This is a genomic window from Rhizobium rhizogenes NBRC 13257 (assembly GCF_000696095.1).
In the GTDB taxonomy this organism is placed as follows: Bacteria; Pseudomonadota; Alphaproteobacteria; order Rhizobiales; family Rhizobiaceae; genus Rhizobium; species Rhizobium rhizogenes.
The window spans coordinates 78,799-98,578 of the sequence record NZ_BAYX01000006.1 but is presented as its reverse complement, the minus strand read 5'-3'; the positions used below and the strand labels follow the sequence as shown (position 1 = coordinate 98,578).

Here is a 19,780-nt window from a genome sequence, read left to right as displayed (position 1 = left end):
GATCGGGTCAAATTCGTCCTCGACACCACGACTGAAACGGGTTGTTGGACAGTCGGTTCAGACGAGGTCAAAATCGTCTTCCTCCACCATCACCGGCTTCTTTCCATTGAATGTGAGGCCGTCCTTGCCCGCGGAGAGCTTCACCGTTGAACCGTCACGCACATCGCCCGCAAGGATCATTTCCGCCAGCGGGTCCTGTACGTAGCGCTGGATCACGCGCTTCAACGGACGGGCGCCATAGGCAGGATCCCACCCTTTGTCGGCAAGCCAGGTCCTCCCCTTCGCATCGAGCGTAAGCTCGATCTTGCGATCATCCAAGATTTTCCGCAATCGCGCGAACTGAATTTCGACGATCTGCCCCATTTCACTCTTCTGCAACCGGTGAAACAGGATGATGGCGTCGATGCGGTTGAGAAACTCCGGACGGAAATGCGCGCGCACCATCGTCATGACCTCACCGCGCACCATGCTTGTCTTTTCGCCTTCCGGCTGGTTTACGAGATATTCCGCGCCGATGTTCGAGGTCATGATGATTAGCGTGTTGCGGAAGTCGACTGTGCGACCTTGACCGTCGGTCAGGCGGCCGTCGTCGAGAACCTGCAGCAGGACGTTGAACACGTCCGGATGCGCCTTTTCGATCTCATCGAAGAGCACGACCTGATAGGGCCGCCGCCGCACGGCTTCGGTCAGCACACCACCCTCGTCATAGCCGACATATCCCGGAGGAGCGCCGATCAACCGCGCGACGGAATGCTTCTCCATGAACTCCGACATGTCGATACGCACCATCGCCGTTTCATCATCGAACATGAACTCCGCCAGCGCCTTTGCAAGCTCGGTCTTACCGACGCCAGTGGGACCCAGAAACATGAACGAGCCGATCGGGCGGCTGGGGTCCTGCAGCCCGGCACGGGCGCGCCGGACGGCAGTCGACACAGCGCGCACGGCCTGCGCCTGGCCGACGACGCGCTTGCCAAGCATCTCTTCCATATGAAGAAGCTTATCCTTCTCGCCCTCGAGCATCTTGTCGACCGGCACGCCTGTCCAGCGCGACACCACCTGCGCGATATTGTCGGCCGTCACCGTTTCGGTGATCGAGGAATTCTCGCTGGCTTCGACGGCGGCGAGTTTCTTCTCAAGCTCCGGGATCGTGCTGTAGGCAAGCTCGCCAGCCCGCTGATATTCACCGGAGCGCTGGGCATTGGCGAGTTCGGTGCGAAACTGTTCCAGCTCGCTCCTCATCTTCTGGGCGTCGGAGAGCTTGCCCTTCTCCGACTGCCATTTCGAGGTCAAATCGGCCGACGCCTTTTCCAGCCTGGTCAATTCCTCGCCGAGCGTCTTCAGCCGGCTCTTGGAACCGGCATCCGCTTCCTTCTTGAGCGCCTCCTGCTCGATCTTGCGCCGTATGATCTCACGGTCGAGAGAGTCCAGCTCCTCCGGCTTGGAATCGACCTGCATCTTCAACCGGGCCGCGGCCTCGTCCATCAGGTCGATGGCCTTGTCGGGGAGGAAGCGGTCCGTGATGTAGCGGTTTGACAGCGTCGCAGCCGCCACCAAGGCGGAATCGGCGATCCGGACCCCGTGATGGAGTTCGTATTTCTCCTTCAGCCCGCGCAGGATCGAGATCGTATCCTCGACCGTCGGCTCCGGCACGAACACCGGCTGGAACCGCCGCGCAAGCGCCGGATCCTTCTCGACATGCTTGCGGTATTCGTCGAGCGTGGTGGCCCCGACGCAATGCAGCTCGCCCCGCGCCAGGGCCGGCTTCAGCAGATTGGACGCATCCATTGCGCCGTCGGTTTTTCCGGCGCCGATCAGCGTATGCATCTCATCGATGAACAGGATAATCCCGCCCGCAGCGGAGGTAACTTCCTGCAGCACGGCTTTCAGACGTTCCTCAAATTCTCCGCGATATTTCGCGCCGGCGATCAGCGCACCGAGATCGAGCGCGAGCAGCTGCTTGTCCTTCAGGCTTTCCGGTACGTCGCCGTTGACGATCCGCAATGCCAGCCCTTCGACGATGGCAGTCTTGCCGACACCTGGCTCGCCGATCAGCACCGGATTGTTCTTGGTGCGCCGCGAAAGGACCTGGATCGTGCGGCGGATTTCCTCGTCGCGTCCGATGACGGGATCGAGCTTGCCGTCCCGCGCCGCCTGCGTCAGATCGCGAGCATATTTCTTCAGCGCGTCATAAGCGTTTTCAGCCGAGGCACTATCGGCGGTGCGACCCTTGCGCAAGGCGTTGATGGCCGCGTTGAGCTGTTGCGGATTAACGCCTCCCTGTGCGAGAAGTTTTCCGGCTTCGCCGTGCTTGTCGGCGACAAGCGCCTGCAACAGCCGTTCCACCGTCACGAAGCTATCGCCTGCTTTTTCCGCTGCCTGTTCCGCGGCCGTAAAGAGGCGCGCGGTTTCGGGCGCGAGATAGACTTGTCCGGCCCCCGCACCCGTCACCTTCGGCAATTTTGCCAAGGCGTCTTCGGTCGAGCTGAGGATCGCACGCGAATTGCCGCCCGAGCGGTCGATCAGGCCACCGGCAAGACCCTCGCTGTCATCAAGCAGAACTTTCAGAATATGGAGAGGTGTAAATTGCTGGTTTCCCTCTCGCGTGGCAAGCGACTGCGCGGATTGGATGAAGCCTCTTGCACGATCTGTATATTTTTCCGCGTTCATTGAGCCACCTCCTCCGGACGCATGCCATCGCTCCTGCTTCAGAGAGTCTTTGAGCAACGAGCGTGCCAGTTCGAGCGGGCAATGAAATCAACGAGATATGATCAGGCAGCTATCAAAGGCGGACAATATGTCGGGAGAATGCAAGACAAAATGTCCGTGCGAGCCTGAGAGCGTCAATGTGCTTCCGGCATCCAGACGGTGAACGTCGTGCCTTTGCCGGGCTCGCTCCTGACTGCGATCTTGCCGCCCTGTCGCGCCATCAGCATCTGGCTGACCGAAAGGCCAAGCCCCGTGCCTTCCCGGGTCTTGGTGGTAAAAAACGGATCGAAGATTTTCTGAATCACGTCCGGCGCCATGCCCATGCCCGTATCCTCGACCTGAATGGCAACTCCCGCCTGCCCGTCCATGTCGGAGTCAATCGTTCGCAAGGTCAGCCGCCCGCCATTCGGCATGGCATGTATGGCGTTGACGATCAGATTGACCAGAACCTGCTGCAATTCGGTTCGGCTCATCATGATCGGCCGCAAGGCACGATCTTCCCTTTCAAGTGCGATCGTCGTCTTCTTGAGCAGATGCTGGACGAGCGGCAATGTGTCGGAGACGATGCCGGCTGCGGCATAGTGTTCGGAATAGCCGGAATATTCCTGTGGTTTGGCGAATTGGAGAAGCTTGGTGACGATCTCCGAGATACGATGCATCTGTTGACCGATAAGGCGAAACTCCGTACTGGCATTGTCGGCATCGGATCCCATCACCTCGCGGATCACTTCGAGATTGCCTTGCATGACCGCAATCGGATTGTTGATCTCGTGAGCGACCCCCGCCGTGATCTCCCCAATCACCGCCAGCTTCTCGGACATCACGAGTTGCTTGGTCGTCGTCTCCAATTGCCGTGTCGCGTCGTGCAGTTCAAGCGCCCGTTGCTCGACCCGCTGATTGAGTTCCTCGTTCAATTGACGCAGCTCGGCGTCGCGCTGTTGAGTGAGGTCGAGCAAATGGTCCAGATGCAACGCCACCTGGCCGATCTCGTCCCTATTCTCGACGGGACCAGTTCGCGCGGAGAGATCGCCGCCCTCCACACGGGCGATGGTGCCGGTCATGCGCTCAAGGGGCTTGAAGATGCTGCGGGCCCATATCAGGAACAGCGGAACGGTCGCAGCAACAGCGATGAGGAATGCGGCTACGATCGTTAGCAATGTCTCGTATTTTGCCTGAGTAATCGGCTTTTCGAGAAACCCCGCATAGAGCATGCCGACCCGGCGATTGTAGCTGTCAAGGATCGGCTCATAGCCTGAGATATACCAGCCATTGACGACGAAGGCGCTATCGAGCCACGTTCGTCCCTGGTCAAGCACGGCGTTGCGAACCTCAGCCGAGACGCGCGTGCCAATGGCCCGACGGCCCTCGAACAAATGCACATTGGTACTGATACGGACATCATCGAGGAACAAGGTGACCGTGCCGTGGCTGCCTTCGGGCAGACCCGAGCCGTGATAGATGAGGTCGTTGATCGTATCGACGAAGGCGAGGTTTTGATTCAAAAGGATACCACCGACCAGGGCTGCGCGCCGACCGTCGGGTAGTATCAAGGCGATTGCCGACTGGAGGACCAGACCGCGTGTTTCCTCGGTCAGGTTGGTCGCAGCACTTCCAACGGTCGGAACAATCTCAATGCGTGCCCGTTGCGCGAGTTCCGGCGATATCGCAGCAAGTTCGGCCTGTCCAAAGACATCGATACTCGTCTTAGAGCGGCCCTCAAGGGCCGAGCCAATGGCCGGCCAATTCCAGCGGATGGGCGGGGAACTCATCGGGTATCCGCTGACGATGATATGTCCGTCGTCGCTGACAACATAGAGGAAATCGAACCTGCGTCCCTGTGCAGTTCCCTTGAGAAAGGCCGAAAAATTGCCGTTTAAGCCATTGCCTTTCTGAAGCAGCTCCTGAAACCGGGCCGATTCACTCACGGCAAAAAGCTGGCCCTCCGTATTCTCGAGGATCCGGCCCAAATATTGATGCGCGATCGTCAGGTCATCATTGACCTTGGAGACGGTCATGGCATCGAACCGGCTATTCCAGCGGTAAATGCTGATGCCAAGCAGCAGCGGCAGGATGACGAGCATCGGCACAAGCGCGATCGCCAGCAGGCGGTGGCGCACGGATCTTTTCCCGATCATCATGCCGGGCACGCGTTTAAACATGCCAACTTACGCATTTGCGGTCGACGGTCTTGCGCGAGATACCCAGCCGGCGAGCCGCTTCTTCGCGGTCGCCGCCGACCTCGCGCAGGACGGACAGAATATGCCGCCGCTCGATCTCCGCGAGGCTGTGCCCCCCACTATGGCCATCATCGTCATCGGCGACCCTCTCGATGTCTTCCGGAAAGCCGCCGAGGATCACCGTTCTCTCGATCAGATTCCGCAATTCCCGGATATTCCCCGGCCAATCATAGCGCGCGAGCGAGGCACGGACCCTGTCATCGATCGCGATCGGAGGCATGCCAAGCTGCTGGGCAAATTCACGCATGAAAAGCGTCGCGAGCTCCGCCACATCATCGCCGCGATCCTTCAACGGCGGCAGATGAATCTGCATCACGTTGATGCGAAAATAAAGATCGGCGCGGAAGGCGCCGGCCTCGACGCGCTTTGGAAGATCGGCATTGGTGGCAAAGACGAAACGTGCATCAAAGGGAACCTCGCGTTCCGAGCCGACGGGCCGCACGCGGCGATCCTCCAGCACACGGAGTAGCTTCGTCTGCAGCGCATAGGGAAGCTCGCCGATTTCGTCGAGAAACACGGTGCCGCCATGCGCGTGCATGAACAGGCCTTCGCGAGCTCTCCCCGCGCCGGTGAAAGCCCCCTTCAGATGACCGAACAATTCGCTTTCGATCATATCGGCAGGGATAGCACCGCAATTGATCGGCACGAAAAGCTTGTCGGATCGGTTGGAAAGAGAGTGAAGCGAACGGGCGGCGACCTCCTTCCCCGTTCCGGACTTGCCGGTCAGGAGGACCGAGGTCGGTAAGGGCGCAACGCGTGCGATGGTCTCGCGGACGTGCTGGATCGCCTTGGATTCGCCAAGCAGCTTGTTGCGCAGAAAGATCTGATGCGATGGCGATTTCAGCTCCTGGCGCAGAACCTCATTCTCGCGCTGCAACCGCATCCGGTCGAGACAGCGCGCCACGGCGTTCAGCAACTGGTTCGAGCGGAACGGCTTTAGAATGAAATCGACGACACCGGCGCGCAGGGCTCCAATCGCGGTATCCAGATCGGCATATGCGGTCATCAGGATGACATCGGCGAAGAAGCCGATGGTGCGTTGTTCGGCAAGCCAATCGAGACCATTTTGACCCGGCATGATATTGTCGAGAATGACGACATCGAAATTCTGCTCGTCGAGCTTGCGCGACGCCTCTTTCGTGTCTGCGGCCACCTCAATCAGCTTGCAGCGTGGCAGAAGAATCTTGACCAGGAAATTGCGTATGCCGGGCTCGTCGTCAACGATCAGGATCGATGCCTGGGCCAGCCACGGCCCAAACTCCGGGTCTGTGACAGGCTCGGCACTATCATTGGTTCGATCCTGTGCCATTCAACTTCCCTCCGACATCAGCCAACTGACGGGCTAGCATGACGATTTACGCAACGATAGATTACATCAACGCCGCAACTTTCCGCAGAGCGACAAATAAGCCGAGGCAAAATTGCACGTTGACTGCCAACCAGGCGACGGCATCGCTAAACCGAGCGTTCCTGCATATCCTGGCGCAACTGCGCGAGCGCCCGACGCATTCCGTGGAGCTGATCCATCAGATGCAGGATGACGTCGATGCCCTCGTCATTCGCTCCGAGATTCTCCTGTAGCTCTCGGATGAAACGGGCACGCGCGATATCGATGTCGGAGAACCCGATCCCACCGGTCGCCTGCTTCTTCGGGATGATCCAGCGCTGCTCGAGCCAGAATTCCAGAGTCTGAACCTGAAGGCCTGAAGAGGTTAGAAACTCCTGCTTGTTCATCATGATGTCCTATCTTCGCGCGGATTGAAATCTTTCCCGGCGCTCCAGTTCGCCACGAACGCCTCGAGTTCGGGATCCGGGGATTTCGGCAGAACCACCTTCAACCTGACAAACTGATCGCCTTGGCCGCCGCCACGATGAGGCGCACCCTTGCCTTTCAGGCGCAAGGTCGTCCCCGTGTTCGACCCCTTTGGCACCAACATCGTGACATCCCCGGTCGGGGTGGGAACGCGGATACGCCCGCCAAGGACCGCTTCGGACAGCGAGATCGGCAACTCCAGGGAGATGTCGTCACCCTCGCGGGTGAAGCGCCGGTCAGGCAGAACCTCAACCTCGATCAGGGCATCCCCGGGAGTGCCCTTGCCGGCACCAGGTGCCCCCTTGCCCTTGAGACGGAGGACCTGTCCGTCCACCAAACCCGGCGGGATCTTCACGTCGAGCGTGCCACCGTCCGGCAATGTCAGGCGCTTGTTGGCGCCCACGATCGATTCCACGAAATCGATCGGCAGACGGAAGTGCATATCCTGCCCGCGCCGGTTCGCACGCCCTCTCTGGCCGCGCCGCAGAAGCTCGGCAAAGGCATCGTCCGCATCCATGAAGTCAGCAAATCCGGCGGTATCCGAATAGGGATGGCCCTGATCCGCGCCGGCGAAATCCCGATAATATGGATGTTGCGGCCGCTCGGCGCCCGAAGCGTCAATTTCACCGCTATCGAAACGTTTCCGTTTCTCGGCATCGCCGAGCAAGTCATAGGCACCCGCGACCTCCTTGAATTTTTCCTCAGCCGTCTTGTCGCCGGGATTGAGATCCGGATGCAGCTTCTTCGCAAGCTTGCGGTACGCGCTTTGCATCTCGGCCGCAGACGCCGTCGGGGCAACACCGAGAACCTCGTAAGGATTTTTCACAACTTACTCCGGAAGAATCTTATTGATCACGAAACATGCACACCGGCCGGATACGGGTGGCCGGGGTATCCCGGCCACTGCACTCGATTTGGCCGGGTTGAGCACCAACCCCGCCGCACAAGACCCGCTACGGTGAGGTCTTTTTGTCGTCGTCTTCCACCTCGGTGAATTCGGCATCGACGACATCGTCATTGGCAGCCTGAGACGCGCTGGTATCGGACGGGCTCTGCGTCCCCGCTTGAGCCGCCTCCGCCAGTTTCGTTGACTGCTGTTGCAGGGCGCTCGCTTTTGCACTGATCGCGGATGCGTCGTCGCCTTTCACCGCTTCGCGCAGGTCCGCCATCGCATTTTCGATCGCGCGGCGATCGGCCTCCGACAGATTTCCACCATGTTCCGCCACGCCCTTCTCGGTCGCATGCAGCAGTGCTTCCGCAGAATTCTTTGCCTCCACGGCTTCCTTGCGCTTCTTGTCTTCGACGGCATGCGCTTCCGCGTCCTTGACCATTCTTTCGATGTCGGCCTCCGACAGGCCGCCCGAGGCTTGAATCTGGATGCGCTGCTCCTTGCCCGTGCCCTTGTCCTTCGCCGAGACATTGACGATGCCGTTGGCGTCGATATCGAAGGTCACTTCGATTTGCGGCACGCCGCGTGGTGCCGCCGGAATGCCCATCAGGTCAAACTGCCCGAGCATCTTGTTGTCGGCGGCCATTTCACGCTCGCCCTGAAAAACGCGGATCGTGACGGCGTTCTGGTTGTCCTCGGCAGTCGAGAACACCTGGCTCTTTTTGGCCGGCACAGTGGTGTTGCGCTCAATGAGGCGGGTGAAGACGCCACCTAATGTTTCAAGGCCGAGCGACAATGGGGTAACGTCGAGAAGCAGGACATCCTTGACATCGCCTTGCAGCACGCCCGCCTGGATAGCTGCACCGACCGCAACCACTTCGTCCGGGTTGACACCCTTATGCGGCTCCTTGCCGAAAATCTTCTGCACGATTTCCTGGATCTTCGGCATTCTGGTCATACCGCCGACCAGCACCACCTCGCTGATCTCGTTGGCTGTCAGGCCCGCGTCCTTAAGGGCGCTGAGACAGGGCTCGATAGTCCTCTGCACGAGATCTTCAACCAGTGACTCAAACTTCGCCCGCGTGATCTTGACCTGGAGATGTTTCGGGCCGGTAGCGTCCGCCGTAATGAACGGCAGATTGACTTCGGTCTGTGTGGATGTGGAAAGCTCGATCTTGGCTTTTTCCGCAGCTTCCTTCAGACGCTGCAGAGCAAGCTTGTCCTTTCTCAGATCTATCCCTTGCTCGCGCTGGAATTCATCCGCCAGATAATTGACAAGGCGCATGTCGAAATCTTCACCGCCCAGGAACGTATCGCCGTTGGTCGCCTTCACCTCGAAGACGCCGTCGCCGATATCGAGAATGGAAACGTCGAAGGTGCCGCCGCCGAGATCGTACACCGCGATCTTGGCCTGCTTCTTCTTCTCAAGCCCGTAGGCAAGCGCTGCCGCTGTCGGCTCGTTGATGATGCGCAGGACTTCCAGACCGGCGATCTTACCGGCGTCCTTCGTAGCCTGACGCTGCGCGTCGTTGAAATAGGCCGGCACGGTGATGACCGCCTGGCTCACCTTCTCACCAAGATTGGCTTCCGCCGTTTCCTTCATCTTCTGTAGGATGAAAGCCGATATTTGCGACGGCGAGTAGGTCTTGCCCTCGGCCTCGACCCAGGCGTCGCCGTTCCCGGCCTTGACGATTTTGTAGGGAACCAGTCCCTTGTCCTTTTCGACGGTCGGATCGTCGTAACGGCGACCGATCAAACGCTTCACGGCAAAGATTGTGTTGGTGGGATTGGTCACCGCCTGCCGTCGGGCCGGCTGCCCAACCAGGCGCTCACCGTCACTTGTAAACGCAACAATCGAAGGCGTCGTACGCGCGCCTTCGGAATTTTCGATAATCCGCGTATTCTTGCCCTCCATGACGGCTACGCAAGAATTGGTCGTTCCCAAATCGATTCCGATGACTTTGACCACCACATTTCTCCTCTTTGAATTTAGATTTATGGTCTATTCCGTGTCTGTTCGGCTCATTGGCGCGGCGATAGCCGGAACTCTAAGATCTACGGAGCTTCTTGCCGCATCTCCGCCGCCCGATGTTCTCCTTGGGCTGTTCGCCATGTCGGAACCGGCCCACTCTTCGGGGAAGATCCCTAAAAACAAATCGATCGCGACAAGGTTCCCCCGCCTTGGATTCTGCAATCGAACCATCTCGTCTTGCCCGGCGCATTCGCATGCCAGCCCGTTTCTCCCCTGCGCGCATAACACGTCGATATTCCCCACCCATAAAAGACAGCAACAGACGTGCCAGTTTACGAAAATAACAATTTCAATGGGTTAGGAAGGGAAGAATGGGGACGAAGGACAAGATGTCCTTGCAGAGCCAGACAAATTGTCCGTACCGAATTTGGGGGACGCAAAGACGGTAGCGATGGTCGGCGAAGGCATGCTCATGTCAGATGAGACGGGACACGCGCGCTCTTTCAGAAGCGCCGAGGACAACTTCTCCCGACATTTGGACAAAATGTCTGAAAACGAAGGAAAATATTACCTAAGCCATTGATGTTGCTAGCGTAACGGAATGGCACGCTTGTTGCTGCGGAGATGCTGGTGACCATGAGAGGCAGCAGGATGTTGGATCAGATGTCAAAATCGAATTGCAGCGAGACGACACTCGCTACCATGCGGGAATGCCAGTAATGGAAATACCGTGCGCCGCACCACATACGCTCGACGAGGCGCATGCCATCTTGCGCTCGCAAGCAGAGCCACTGGCATCACAGGAGATCCCGATCGGGGATGCCGGCTTTCGGGTACTGGCGGAAGCAGTAAGAGCACGCGTCGACTCGCCGCGCGAGGATGTCGCTGCGATGGATGGCTTCGCCGTAGAAGACCGTGCGGTGCAGGCGAACAGGCGAGATTTCCGCCTCGTTGGCGCAAGCTATCCCGGCGATGCCGCACCTCCTGCGCTTGGCCCCGAGACGACGGTGCGGATCATGACGGGTGCGCCCATGCCGCGGTGCAAGGATCGCGTTATCCCCTTCGAGCTGACCGGAGAACGGGATGGAATTATCCGCATCGTTGGCCCCGTGCCCACAGCACTCCACGTTCGGCTGAAGGGATCCGGCTTCCATGCAGGGCAAGTTCTTCTCGATCCGGGCACGCAACTTGATCCGCCAAGATTGCTGGTCGCCGCCGCATCCGATCAGCCGACCATGCATGTCTACAAGCGGCCGAGGCTGCGCGTCATTACCAGCGGTGACGAGCTTGCCCCTGCGGGAGCGGCGGCTTCAACCGATCGACGTATACCCGACAGTCTGACATTGCCGCTCCAGCTGATGGCAAAACAATGGGGTGCGGACACAGCTGGGGCAGCCCTCCTCTCGGACGACGCCGAGGCCATCCGCACGGCCGTCGCTTTAGCGTGCGTTGACACCGACGTCCTTGTTATTGCCGGCGGCGCTTCCCATGGAGATCGAGATCTGGCCCGGCCTGCCTTGAAGATGCTCGGGCTTGAGCTGAAATTCGCCGGCGTGGCGATGAAGCCCGGGAAACCGGTCTGGTATGGCCGACTCTACGGAAAGCATGTGCTTGGACTGCCAGGCAATCCGTCTGCGGCGATGACCGTTGCCCGACTGTTCCTCGCGCCACTGCTTTGCGCCCTGTCGGGTCGGGGATTTGACACCGCGCTTGACTGGCGGGAATTGCCGCTGGCTGCGCCCGTGGCGATCGCGGACGCCCGCGAGATGTTCCTTTACGCGCGCCGTACCGGCAATCACGCCGATATTATCCCACGCCAATCGGCGTCCGCCCAACTTCCCCTGGTAAGCGCCGAGATGCTGGTCAGACGGCCGGCTGGCGGCCCCGCGCTGCCTGCCAACTCCCTAGTTCCCGTTCTGGACTTTTAGCAAAGCTTCAGGGTGGTGATAGCCCAGCAACTTCTTGGAAGAACCAATCGATGCTCAGATTTATCGACCCGAACCAGCTGATGGGCGCAACGTTACTCGCAGGGCTATTTTTCCTTGTCGGGATATGCCTTTCCTGGCTGGTTCGACGACTGATGATCGAGGTGCTCCGACATGACAAATCCGAGCGCATCGACCAGATCACGATCTCCTTTCTCAGCCGCCTCTCGATCCTGATGATCTGGGTGTTGTTGATCACATTCTACGCGCACCTGGTTCCGGCCCTCAATCGATTAGGCACTGCTTTGCTGACCGGCGTCAGCCTGATGTCGGTTATCTTGGGACTGGCGGCACAGACGACGCTCGGCAATCTGGTATCCGGAATAAGCCTCGTTCTCTATAAACCGTTCCGACAGGGCGATCGCCTTCAGATCCAGGCGCCGACCGGGCTTGAGGTCGGAGAAGTCGAAAACATCTCGCTGGGCTATACGGTTCTGAAAACCGACGATCAACGCCACATCGTCATCGCAAATAGCGCAATGGCTCAACAGACGATGATCAAGCTATCGCCGGTGGCTCCGTCGGATTCTTCCTCGCCGTCAACTGACGCTCCGCAGGATTGACACGACCCCGAGCGGCTTCGATGACATGCCTATGGGTTCAACCCTTCGGTTCCCCTTCTCCCCTCGGGACAGGCTGGCTCTGGACGCCACCGCGCGCGATACCGACCTTGGCCGGGCGCAGCGGGCGCGACCCTAAGACATATCCCGGCTCGACAACCTGGGTGACGGTACCGTTCGGCACGGAGGGATCGGGCAGCTCGAACAGCGCCTCGTGGAAATTGGGATCGAAGCGCTCTCCCATGGGATTGAGCTTCTTGACGCCATGCTTTTCCAAAGAGCGCAGCATTTCCTTTTCCGTGAGCTCGATACCCTCAATCAGCGTCTTGAACGCCCCCTCATCCTTCAGCGCCTCGGCGGGAATGCTGGCGATGGCGCGCTCCATATTGTCAGCCACACGCAGCATGTCGCCGGCAAATTTCGCGACAGCATATTGTCGTGTATCGTTCAGATCGCGGTCGGCGCGACGGCGCACATTTTCGACTTCCGCCAAGGCTCGAAGCAGACGATCCTTCAAATCAGCATTCTCTGCCTCGAGCTTGGCGAAGGCCTCTGCGCGGCCATCATGTGTCGCGGCATGGTCGGCATTGGTTCCGCCAAATTGATTACGCGCGGCCTCGTGCGAGCTCTTTGCAGCTTGCTCAACGGTTGCGGCCGATTCGGCTGCCCGATGATGTCCATCTTCCGGTTTGGTCTTTCCAGTCATTTCATCTCTCCCACGAATTGGTTCGCTCCTCGATATCACCTGTATCCCGGCGACCATTCACGCTGAGACGGTCTCCTCGTGTGCCGTTCTCAAACGCAGACCGAATGCAATGAACGCGCAGCCCTGGAAAATCAGATCGACGGACAAAATCAATCCCAGCAGCCATAGACTGTTAACTGGCCAACCAAGCAGGAAGGTCAATCCCGCGATTGTTGTCACCACGCCGGACGCGACGATCCATCCCCAGCCGGATTCGGAGCTTGTCCGGAAACCGAGGCATATGCGCGAAACGCCTGCCGCGACAGCAAGCAGTACCAGCAACAGCGTGAAAATGAACGATGCCAGAAGCGGATTCAAAAAGGTGGTAATGCCCGCGGCGGCATAGAGAACGCCGCTGAGAAGCCACAAAACGAAACCGGCCCAGCTCTTGACCCGAAAGGATTGGACGATCTGTATAATGCTGGCGACGACCATCAGCGCACCAACATAATAGACCGTCGCAAGCGTCGCCAGAAGCAGATTGCCAACCGCAATCACGCCCGCACCAATGAAGACGATTCCGAGGGCAACAAACCACCCCCATTTCGCACGCGCTTCGGCGAATGCTTCTAAAAGTGCGGAAGTTCGATTGATAGTCGTCATGGAACCTTCCTTTGATCACTGAAGTGTTTTCGAGTGCACCCTGCAGGACGGCCTGTAGACCCCTCGTCTGTTTACGCTTCGACGGCATTGCGGCCCTGCTGGCGCTGCCATCCACAATGCAACAGAGCTATACGCAACAGGCATGCCAATGCATAAATTATAGCTATATCAATGACTTGAAGATCGGCCTTTATTGAACGCGGACATTCTGTCTGATCGGAATTGGACAGAATGTCGATGGCAGCTGCGCCACGTCCCCATGAAGACGGCTTTGCGCCGCCACATAGCCGTGTATTCAAAGCTACGATCGTGTGATGGGAAACAGGTAGTCGCCGAACCGCTTCTTTCTGGCGCTCTCGAACTGTCCCAGGGTTTGCGGCTTCACAAAGAGCGCGACCACATCGGGATGGGTCGCTTGGACCCGTTTTTCGATCGCGGCCACGCAGGCCTCGATCTGCTTGGTACCGAGCGCATTGTCGAATTCTATGCTGAGGGCTACCACCGCCTGGTTGGGCGCCAGTTGCGCTGTGAGTGCGCTGTTGGCGTGGATGACGCCCGGCTGTTCCTGAGCGATCCGGCAGATTGCGTCGACAAGTGCCGGCGATGCGCGTTCGCCAATCAGCAGGCTCTTGCTTTCAATTGCCAGCAGAAGGGCTGTAACCGCAAGGACAAGCCCGATCAGGATGGATGCAATGCCATCGAAAACCGGCATCTCGAACACCTCAGCGGCCGCTATCCCCGCCGCGGCAATCGTAATCCCTATGAGAGCCGCGCTATCCTCGAACAACACCATGAAGGAGGGTGGATCCTTGCTTCGCCGGAACGCCGTCCAGAAACCGAGCTTTCCCCTCACTCTCGCGAAATTGCGCCATGCGATGATCCAGGACGTGCTTTCGAAGAGGAAAGAAAGACCCAACACGACATAGCTCACTATGACATGCTCGACGGCTTGGGGAGCCATGATGTGGAGACACCCTTGATACAAGGATACGCCGGCACCAAGCCCGAACAGCAAGAGGGCGACAATGAAGCTCCAGAAATAGAGCTCGCGACCAAATCCCAGCGGATGAAAGATGTCGGGTCGCCGCGCGGCCCGGCGATAGCCATAAAGAAGCAATCCCTCATTGCCGGAATCGACAATCGAATGCACCGCTTCGCTGAACATGGCCGCGCTGCCCGTGATGATGGCTGCGGCAAGCTTGGTCACTGCAACGGCAATATTGCCGGCGAGGGCTGCATAAACGACAAGCCGCGCGGACGGGGGTGGATGCAAATGCGAGTCGGATATCATCGCGCACCTCCTTTGCATTGACCCAGATCGAATAGCCTTAACCGTGCAAACATAACCGGATCACACCTGCGACCAGCCCAAGCGCGGCAACGCTCGCCGCCCAGATGGCAGCCATCCACGCAAGGCGCTTCCAAAGAGGGGCGACGGGACTCATCAGTGATAGCCGTGGACGCCCGCCTTGCCTCGGAACACCCAATAGGCCCAACCGGTGTAGACGAGGATCACGGGAATGATGACAAGCGCTCCGAAAAGCATGAAGATCTGGCTCTCGCGCGGCGCGGCGGCATCCCAGATCGTTACCGCGCGCGGCACGATATAGGGGTAGATACTGATCCCCAGACCGATGAATCCCAGCAAAAACAGCGCAAGGGCCATGAGGAACGGCGCACGTTCGAATTCACGCCGCAAGCTCCAGAAAAACGTTGCCGAGCAGATGAGTACGAGTAATGGCACCTGGGCGGTCAGCAACACACCGGGCATTGCGAACCAACGCCGCCAGTAATCATAGGCCAGGAACGGCGTCGCCGCACTCACCGCCGCGAGGGCAATGAGCGTTGCAGCACCAACCCAGAAGGCTACGCGGCGCGCATGGCTTTGGCTCGACCCTTCCGTTTTCCAGATGAGCCAGGTTGCGCCCAACAAGGCATAACCGACGACCACGGCGATACCTGTCAACAGGCTGAATGGGCTTAGCCAGTCGAGCCAGCCGCCGGCATAGGCATCGTTCTCGACGTGGATTCCCTGCAGGATCGCACCGAGCGTGATCCCCTGCGCCAATGCCGCAACGAACGAGCCGATGGAAAAGGCCACATCCCAGAACGGACGATGACGCGGATCGCGCCAGCGAAACTCGAAGGCGACACCGCGAAAGACCAGGCCGAGCAACATCGCGATCATCAACGGATAGGTCGCCGGAAGAATGATCGCGTAGGCGAGCGGGAAAGCAGCGAACAGTCCGCCTCCCCCCATGACCAGCCAGGTTTCATTACCGTCCCATACCGGTGCGATCGAGTTCATCGCCTGATCACGCTCGTCACCGACCTCAAATGTTGGAAATAGGATGCCGATGCCAAGGTCGAAACCGTCCATCACGACATAGGCCATCACCGCGAAGCCGATGACCGCTGCCCAGACGATAGTCAGATCAATGCTGGCCATGATGGTTATTCCTTCCCCGGCAAAGGCGCTATGAAGCCTGGCGCTGGTGTGATACCCGCCGCGCGTTGCGGCACGTTCGGCGGCTCCGTCTCTCCCCGCTCTGGCGGCTTCGACATCAGGCGCAGTAAATAATAGGTGCCCGCACCGAAGGCGCTGAAATAGATCACGACGAAGGCGAGAAGCGACACGGCGACGGCGGGTGCTGCAAGCGGCGAATGCGATTCCGCGGTTCGCAGCAATCCGTACACCGTGAAAGGCTGACGCCCCACTTCGGTCGTCACCCAGCCGGCAATCACCGCAACGAAGCCGGCTGGCCCCATGACAACGCAAGCGCGATGCAGCCACGGCCAGTCGTAAAGCTTCCGGCGAAAGCGAGCCAGAAGGCTCCAGAGACCGATCCCAAGCATGGCAAAGCCGAGCGCAACCATGATCCGGAACGACCAGAATATGATATGCGCCGGCGGCCATTGGTCACGCGGAAAGTCTGTCAGGCCCGGCAGTGGTGCGAATGGATCATGCTTGAGGATCAGGGAGCCGAGATGGGGAATGGAAACTTCATACCGGACACGGGCTTCGTCGTTGCTCGGGAGCCCGAACAGAACGAGCGGCGCGCCATTCGGGCTCGGTTCATAGTCACCCTCCATGGCCAAAACCTTGGCCGGCTGGTGTTCCAGCGTGTTGAGGCCATGCGCGTCACCGGCGAGGATCTGGATCGGCGCGACGATGGCAGCCATCCACATCGCCATAGAGAACATCTTGCGCGCGCCGGGATTGGCGCGGTCCTTGAGGAGATGCCAGGCGCCGACACCGCCAACGACGAACGCCGTGGTGAGATAGGCGGCGATGACAGTGTGAACAAGGCGGAAGGGAAAGCTGGCGGTGAAGATGATCGGCAGCCATGAACCCGCCGGCACGAACTGCCCCTTTGCATTGATTGCAAAGCCCGCCGGCGTCTGCATCCAGCTATTGACCGCAATGATCCATGTCGCCGAGATGAGCGTGCCGAGCGCCACCATGCAGGTCGCGAAGAAGTGCAGCTTCTTGCCGACCTTGCTCATGCCGAACAGCATCACACCGAGGAACCCGGCTTCCAGGAAAAACGCGGTCAGCACTTCATAAGCCATGAGTGGACCGACGATCGGACCTGCCTTGGTCGAGAAGACCGACCAATTGGTGCCGAACTGGTAGGACATGACCACGCCTGAAACGACGCCCATGCCGAATACAACGGCAAAGATCTTCAGCCAGTAACGATAGAGATTGGCGTAAACGCCCTTTTCCGTCTTCAACCACAGGCCCTCGAGCACCATCAGATAGCTCGCGAGCCCGATCGAAAATGCCGGGAAGATAAAGTGGAAGGAGACGGTGAACGCGAATTGCGCACGCGCCAAAATCACTGGATCCAGCTGCTCAAGCAACGTCTCTTCCTCCCCAATGGAAAATCCAGAATACACTTCCTCGACAAACCGTGGTCACCGAAGATCAGGCGGCTGATCGACAGTTCAGGTCTGCTCAGGCTGCAACGACGCGCACTGGTATTGATTTGGCGGCAGGTGTGCCGCTGATCCTATCATAGTAATCGAGAGGCAGGAGCGGGTTGAGTTCCGGATAATATCCGGCAATCGCTCCGCGCGGCATCGGATAATCCAGGACCGTCAAGCCATCCACGCGACGCTGCATGCCGTCATCGCTGATCGTTTCAAGCGTGATACGAGAGCCCTCTTCCAGGCCTCTGTCAGCACGATCCTCGGCATTCATGAAGAGCACCATGCGGTCGTTGTAAACACCGCGATACCGGTCATTGTAGCTATAGATGGTCGTGTTGAACTGGTCATGCGACCGGACGGTGGCCAATCGCAACATCCACGGGTCGGCGATCGGAACATTGACCTCGAGACCGGGTAGAAGCAGAAAATTCGCCTTGCCATTCGGCGTCGGCCAAACGAGGCGGCGTGGCGGCACGTCGAGATGAAACCCTTTCGGGTTTTTGATCTTTTCCGAGAAGTCGCTGTAAATCTCCGGATAGACCGCAGCGATCTTGTCGCGAATGAGATTGTAGTCGTGGATATAGCTTTCCCACGGAACCTTGCTGTTCGGCAAAGTCGCAAGCGCCATGCGACAGACGATTTCCACCTCCGGAAGCGCGTGCGGGCTTGCCGGCGTCAAAACGCCGCGAGAGGCCGTGACGTTGGACATCGAATCTTCGATCGTGACGAACTGCTCGCCAGCCGATGTCTGTATCTGTTCGGAACGGGAAACGACAGGCAGGATGAGGGCATCTCGCCCGTGAACGACATGCCCCCTGTTCAGCTTCGTCGCAATTCCGACCGTCAGCGATAGCTTACGCATAGCAGCATAGGATCGGTCGGTATCCGGGATCGCTCTGACGAAGTTTCCACCCATGCCGATGAAGACCTTGGCGGTGCCATTTTCCATCGCTTCCACGGATTCGATCGTGTGATGTCCGTGTTCGCGCGGCGGTTCGAAGCCGAAGACATCGCGGACGCGGTCGAGATAGGCTTGGGTGGGCTTTTCATCGATCCCGACCGTACGATCGCCCTGAACGTTCGAATGACCACGAATGGGAGAAATACCGGCGCCCGGTTTTCCGAAATTGCCGCGCAGCAGAAGCAGGTTCACCACCTGTTGCAGGAGCCGCGAGCCCTGCTGGTGCTGGGTAAGGCCCATTCCGTAACAGATCATCGTCGCGCGCGAGCGAATATAGATCTCGGCGCAGCGGCGAATTTGAGCCTCTTCCAGTCCGGAAATTCTGACGATGTCAGACCATTCCTGAGCCAGGGTATCGTCGCGGATCGCATCCAGCCCGACAGTGTGTTTTTCAATAAAATCGGTGTCGATGATCTTTTCGCCCATTGCTTCACGCTCGAAGATCACCTTCATCATCCCCTTGAACAAGGCGAGGTCGCCACCGATGCGGATGTGAACGAATTCGCTCGCGATCGGCGTCGATCCGAAGGTTGCCATCTGCACGACATCCTGCGGCTCGGTGAAGCGGATGAGCGCGCGCTCCGGCATGGGATTGACGGCAACGATCGGGACGCCGCGTTTGCGCGCCTCGACAAGATTGGTCATCATGCGAGGTGAGTTCGTCCCCGTGTTCTGTCCGATGACGAAGATGGCTTCGGCATGCTCGAAATCTTCGAGAATAACCGTCCCCTTGCCGACGCCGATGGCGGGAGGCAGGCCACGGCTCGTCGGCTCGTGGCACATGTTGGAACAGTCCGGAAAATTGTTGGTGCCGAACTCGCGAATGAATATCGCATACAGGAACGCAGCCTCGTTCGGCGTGCGGCCCGAGGTGTAGAATTCCGCCTGATGGGGGCTTTCGAGCGCCCGCAGATGATCGCCGATCATCGCAAACGCCGTATCCCAATCGCACGGCACGTAGCGATCGGACGCCGCATCGTAGCGCATCGGCTCCGTCAGGCGGCCCTGCATCTCAAGCCAATAGTCCGACTGCTCCATCAGCTCAGTCACTGTGTGCTTTGCAAAGAACTCGCGGGTGACTCTGAACTTGGTTGCCTCGTGCGCGAGAGCCTTTGCACCATTCTCGCAGAACTCGAGGGTCTTCTTGCAATCGGCATCTGGAAAGGCGCAGCTCGGACACTTGAAACCACCCGGCTGGTTCATGGCGAGCAGAGCCCGGGATCCTTTGGTGACGACGCTCTGCTCAAGCAATACCTTTGCCGTTGCAGCCGCAGCACCCCATCCACCGGCAGGATGGTGGTAGGTTTTGTATTGAGGCTTGTTGTCGGCCATGTCTTCAGCACCCCCACGGAAATGATCGTGGCGACAGT

At 58.9% G+C, this 19,780-nt stretch carries 15 protein-coding genes; 2 read left to right on the top strand and 13 right to left on the bottom strand.

The window, feature by feature from the left end; translation table 11 throughout:
• Positions 1–57: 57 nt before the first annotated feature.
• From clpB to dnaK, 6 genes are all read right to left on the bottom strand, one after another.
• The gene (clpB, locus tag RRH01S_RS14645; protein ID WP_042472375.1) at positions 58–2,670 is read right to left on the bottom strand and encodes an ATP-dependent chaperone ClpB; all 2,613 of its coding nucleotides are present in this window, start codon (positions 2,668–2,670) and stop codon (positions 58–60) included.
• A 173-nt stretch (positions 2,671–2,843) separates the two neighbouring features.
• Entirely contained in the window at positions 2,844–4,868 is a 2,025-nt protein-coding gene (locus RRH01S_RS14640) for a sensor histidine kinase (RefSeq protein WP_042472372.1), read from the bottom strand.
• Positions 4,861–6,255, bottom strand: a complete 1,395-nt coding sequence (locus RRH01S_RS14635) for a sigma-54-dependent transcriptional regulator (RefSeq protein WP_042472369.1) — start codon at positions 6,253–6,255, stop codon at positions 4,861–4,863. Before RRH01S_RS14635 ends, RRH01S_RS14640 begins: the two co-directional genes overlap by 8 nt.
• Before the next feature lie 146 nt (positions 6,256–6,401).
• Entirely contained in the window at positions 6,402–6,680 is a 279-nt protein-coding gene (locus tag RRH01S_RS14630) for a chaperone modulator CbpM (protein WP_012649641.1), read from the bottom strand.
• Complete coding sequence (locus RRH01S_RS14625) at positions 6,680–7,585, bottom strand: DnaJ C-terminal domain-containing protein (RefSeq protein WP_034515647.1); 906 nt, start codon at positions 7,583–7,585, stop codon at positions 6,680–6,682. The genes RRH01S_RS14630 and RRH01S_RS14625 overlap by 1 nt, the downstream gene beginning before the upstream one ends.
• Positions 7,586–7,712: 127 nt before the next feature.
• Positions 7,713–9,617 carry a molecular chaperone DnaK gene (gene dnaK, locus RRH01S_RS14620; protein ID WP_042472364.1) on the bottom strand — a complete coding sequence of 635 codons (1,905 nt, stop codon included), beginning with the start codon at positions 9,615–9,617 and terminating at the stop codon, positions 7,713–7,715.
• A gap of 722 nt (positions 9,618–10,339) precedes the next feature.
• On the opposite strand from dnaK, the gene RRH01S_RS14615 reads away from it, so the two are divergent.
• Both RRH01S_RS14615 and RRH01S_RS14610 read left to right on the top strand, forming a co-directional pair.
• Positions 10,340–11,548, top strand: a complete 1,209-nt coding sequence (locus tag RRH01S_RS14615; protein WP_052365209.1) for a molybdopterin molybdotransferase MoeA — start codon at positions 10,340–10,342, stop codon at positions 11,546–11,548.
• Between the two features lie 50 nt (positions 11,549–11,598).
• Positions 11,599–12,168 carry a mechanosensitive ion channel family protein gene (locus tag RRH01S_RS14610; RefSeq protein ID WP_042472359.1) on the top strand — a complete coding sequence of 190 codons (570 nt, stop codon included), beginning with the start codon at positions 11,599–11,601 and terminating at the stop codon, positions 12,166–12,168.
• 37 nt (positions 12,169–12,205) lie between these two features.
• On the opposite strand, the gene grpE is transcribed toward RRH01S_RS14610, so the two are convergent.
• From grpE to RRH01S_RS14580, 7 genes are all read right to left on the bottom strand, one after another.
• Positions 12,206–12,871: a nucleotide exchange factor GrpE gene (gene grpE, locus RRH01S_RS14605; protein ID WP_042472355.1), complete on the bottom strand. Its 666-nt coding sequence runs from the start codon at positions 12,869–12,871 to the stop codon at positions 12,206–12,208.
• A 57-nt stretch (positions 12,872–12,928) separates the two neighbouring features.
• A complete protein-coding gene (locus RRH01S_RS14600) occupies positions 12,929–13,513 on the bottom strand; it encodes an HdeD family acid-resistance protein (RefSeq protein WP_042472353.1) in 585 nt (194 codons plus the stop codon).
• Positions 13,514–13,814: 301 nt separating this feature from the next.
• Positions 13,815–14,804, bottom strand: a complete 990-nt coding sequence (locus RRH01S_RS14595; protein ID WP_042472349.1) for a cation diffusion facilitator family transporter — start codon at positions 14,802–14,804, stop codon at positions 13,815–13,817.
• 37 nt (positions 14,805–14,841) lie between these two features.
• Positions 14,842–14,958, bottom strand: coding sequence for a DUF2474 family protein (locus RRH01S_RS33475; protein WP_080515886.1), 117 nt, complete (start codon positions 14,956–14,958; stop codon positions 14,842–14,844).
• Complete coding sequence (gene cydB / locus RRH01S_RS14590; protein ID WP_269155995.1) at positions 14,958–15,965, bottom strand: cytochrome d ubiquinol oxidase subunit II; 1,008 nt, start codon at positions 15,963–15,965, stop codon at positions 14,958–14,960. Before cydB ends, RRH01S_RS33475 begins: the two co-directional genes overlap by 1 nt.
• A 2-nt stretch (positions 15,966–15,967) precedes the next feature.
• Positions 15,968–17,380, bottom strand: coding sequence for a cytochrome ubiquinol oxidase subunit I (locus tag RRH01S_RS14585; protein WP_042472347.1), 1,413 nt, complete (start codon positions 17,378–17,380; stop codon positions 15,968–15,970).
• Between the two features lie 94 nt (positions 17,381–17,474).
• A complete protein-coding gene (locus tag RRH01S_RS14580) occupies positions 17,475–19,742 on the bottom strand; it encodes an FdhF/YdeP family oxidoreductase (RefSeq protein ID WP_042472343.1) in 2,268 nt (755 codons plus the stop codon).
• Between the last annotated feature and the right edge of the window lie 38 nt (positions 19,743–19,780).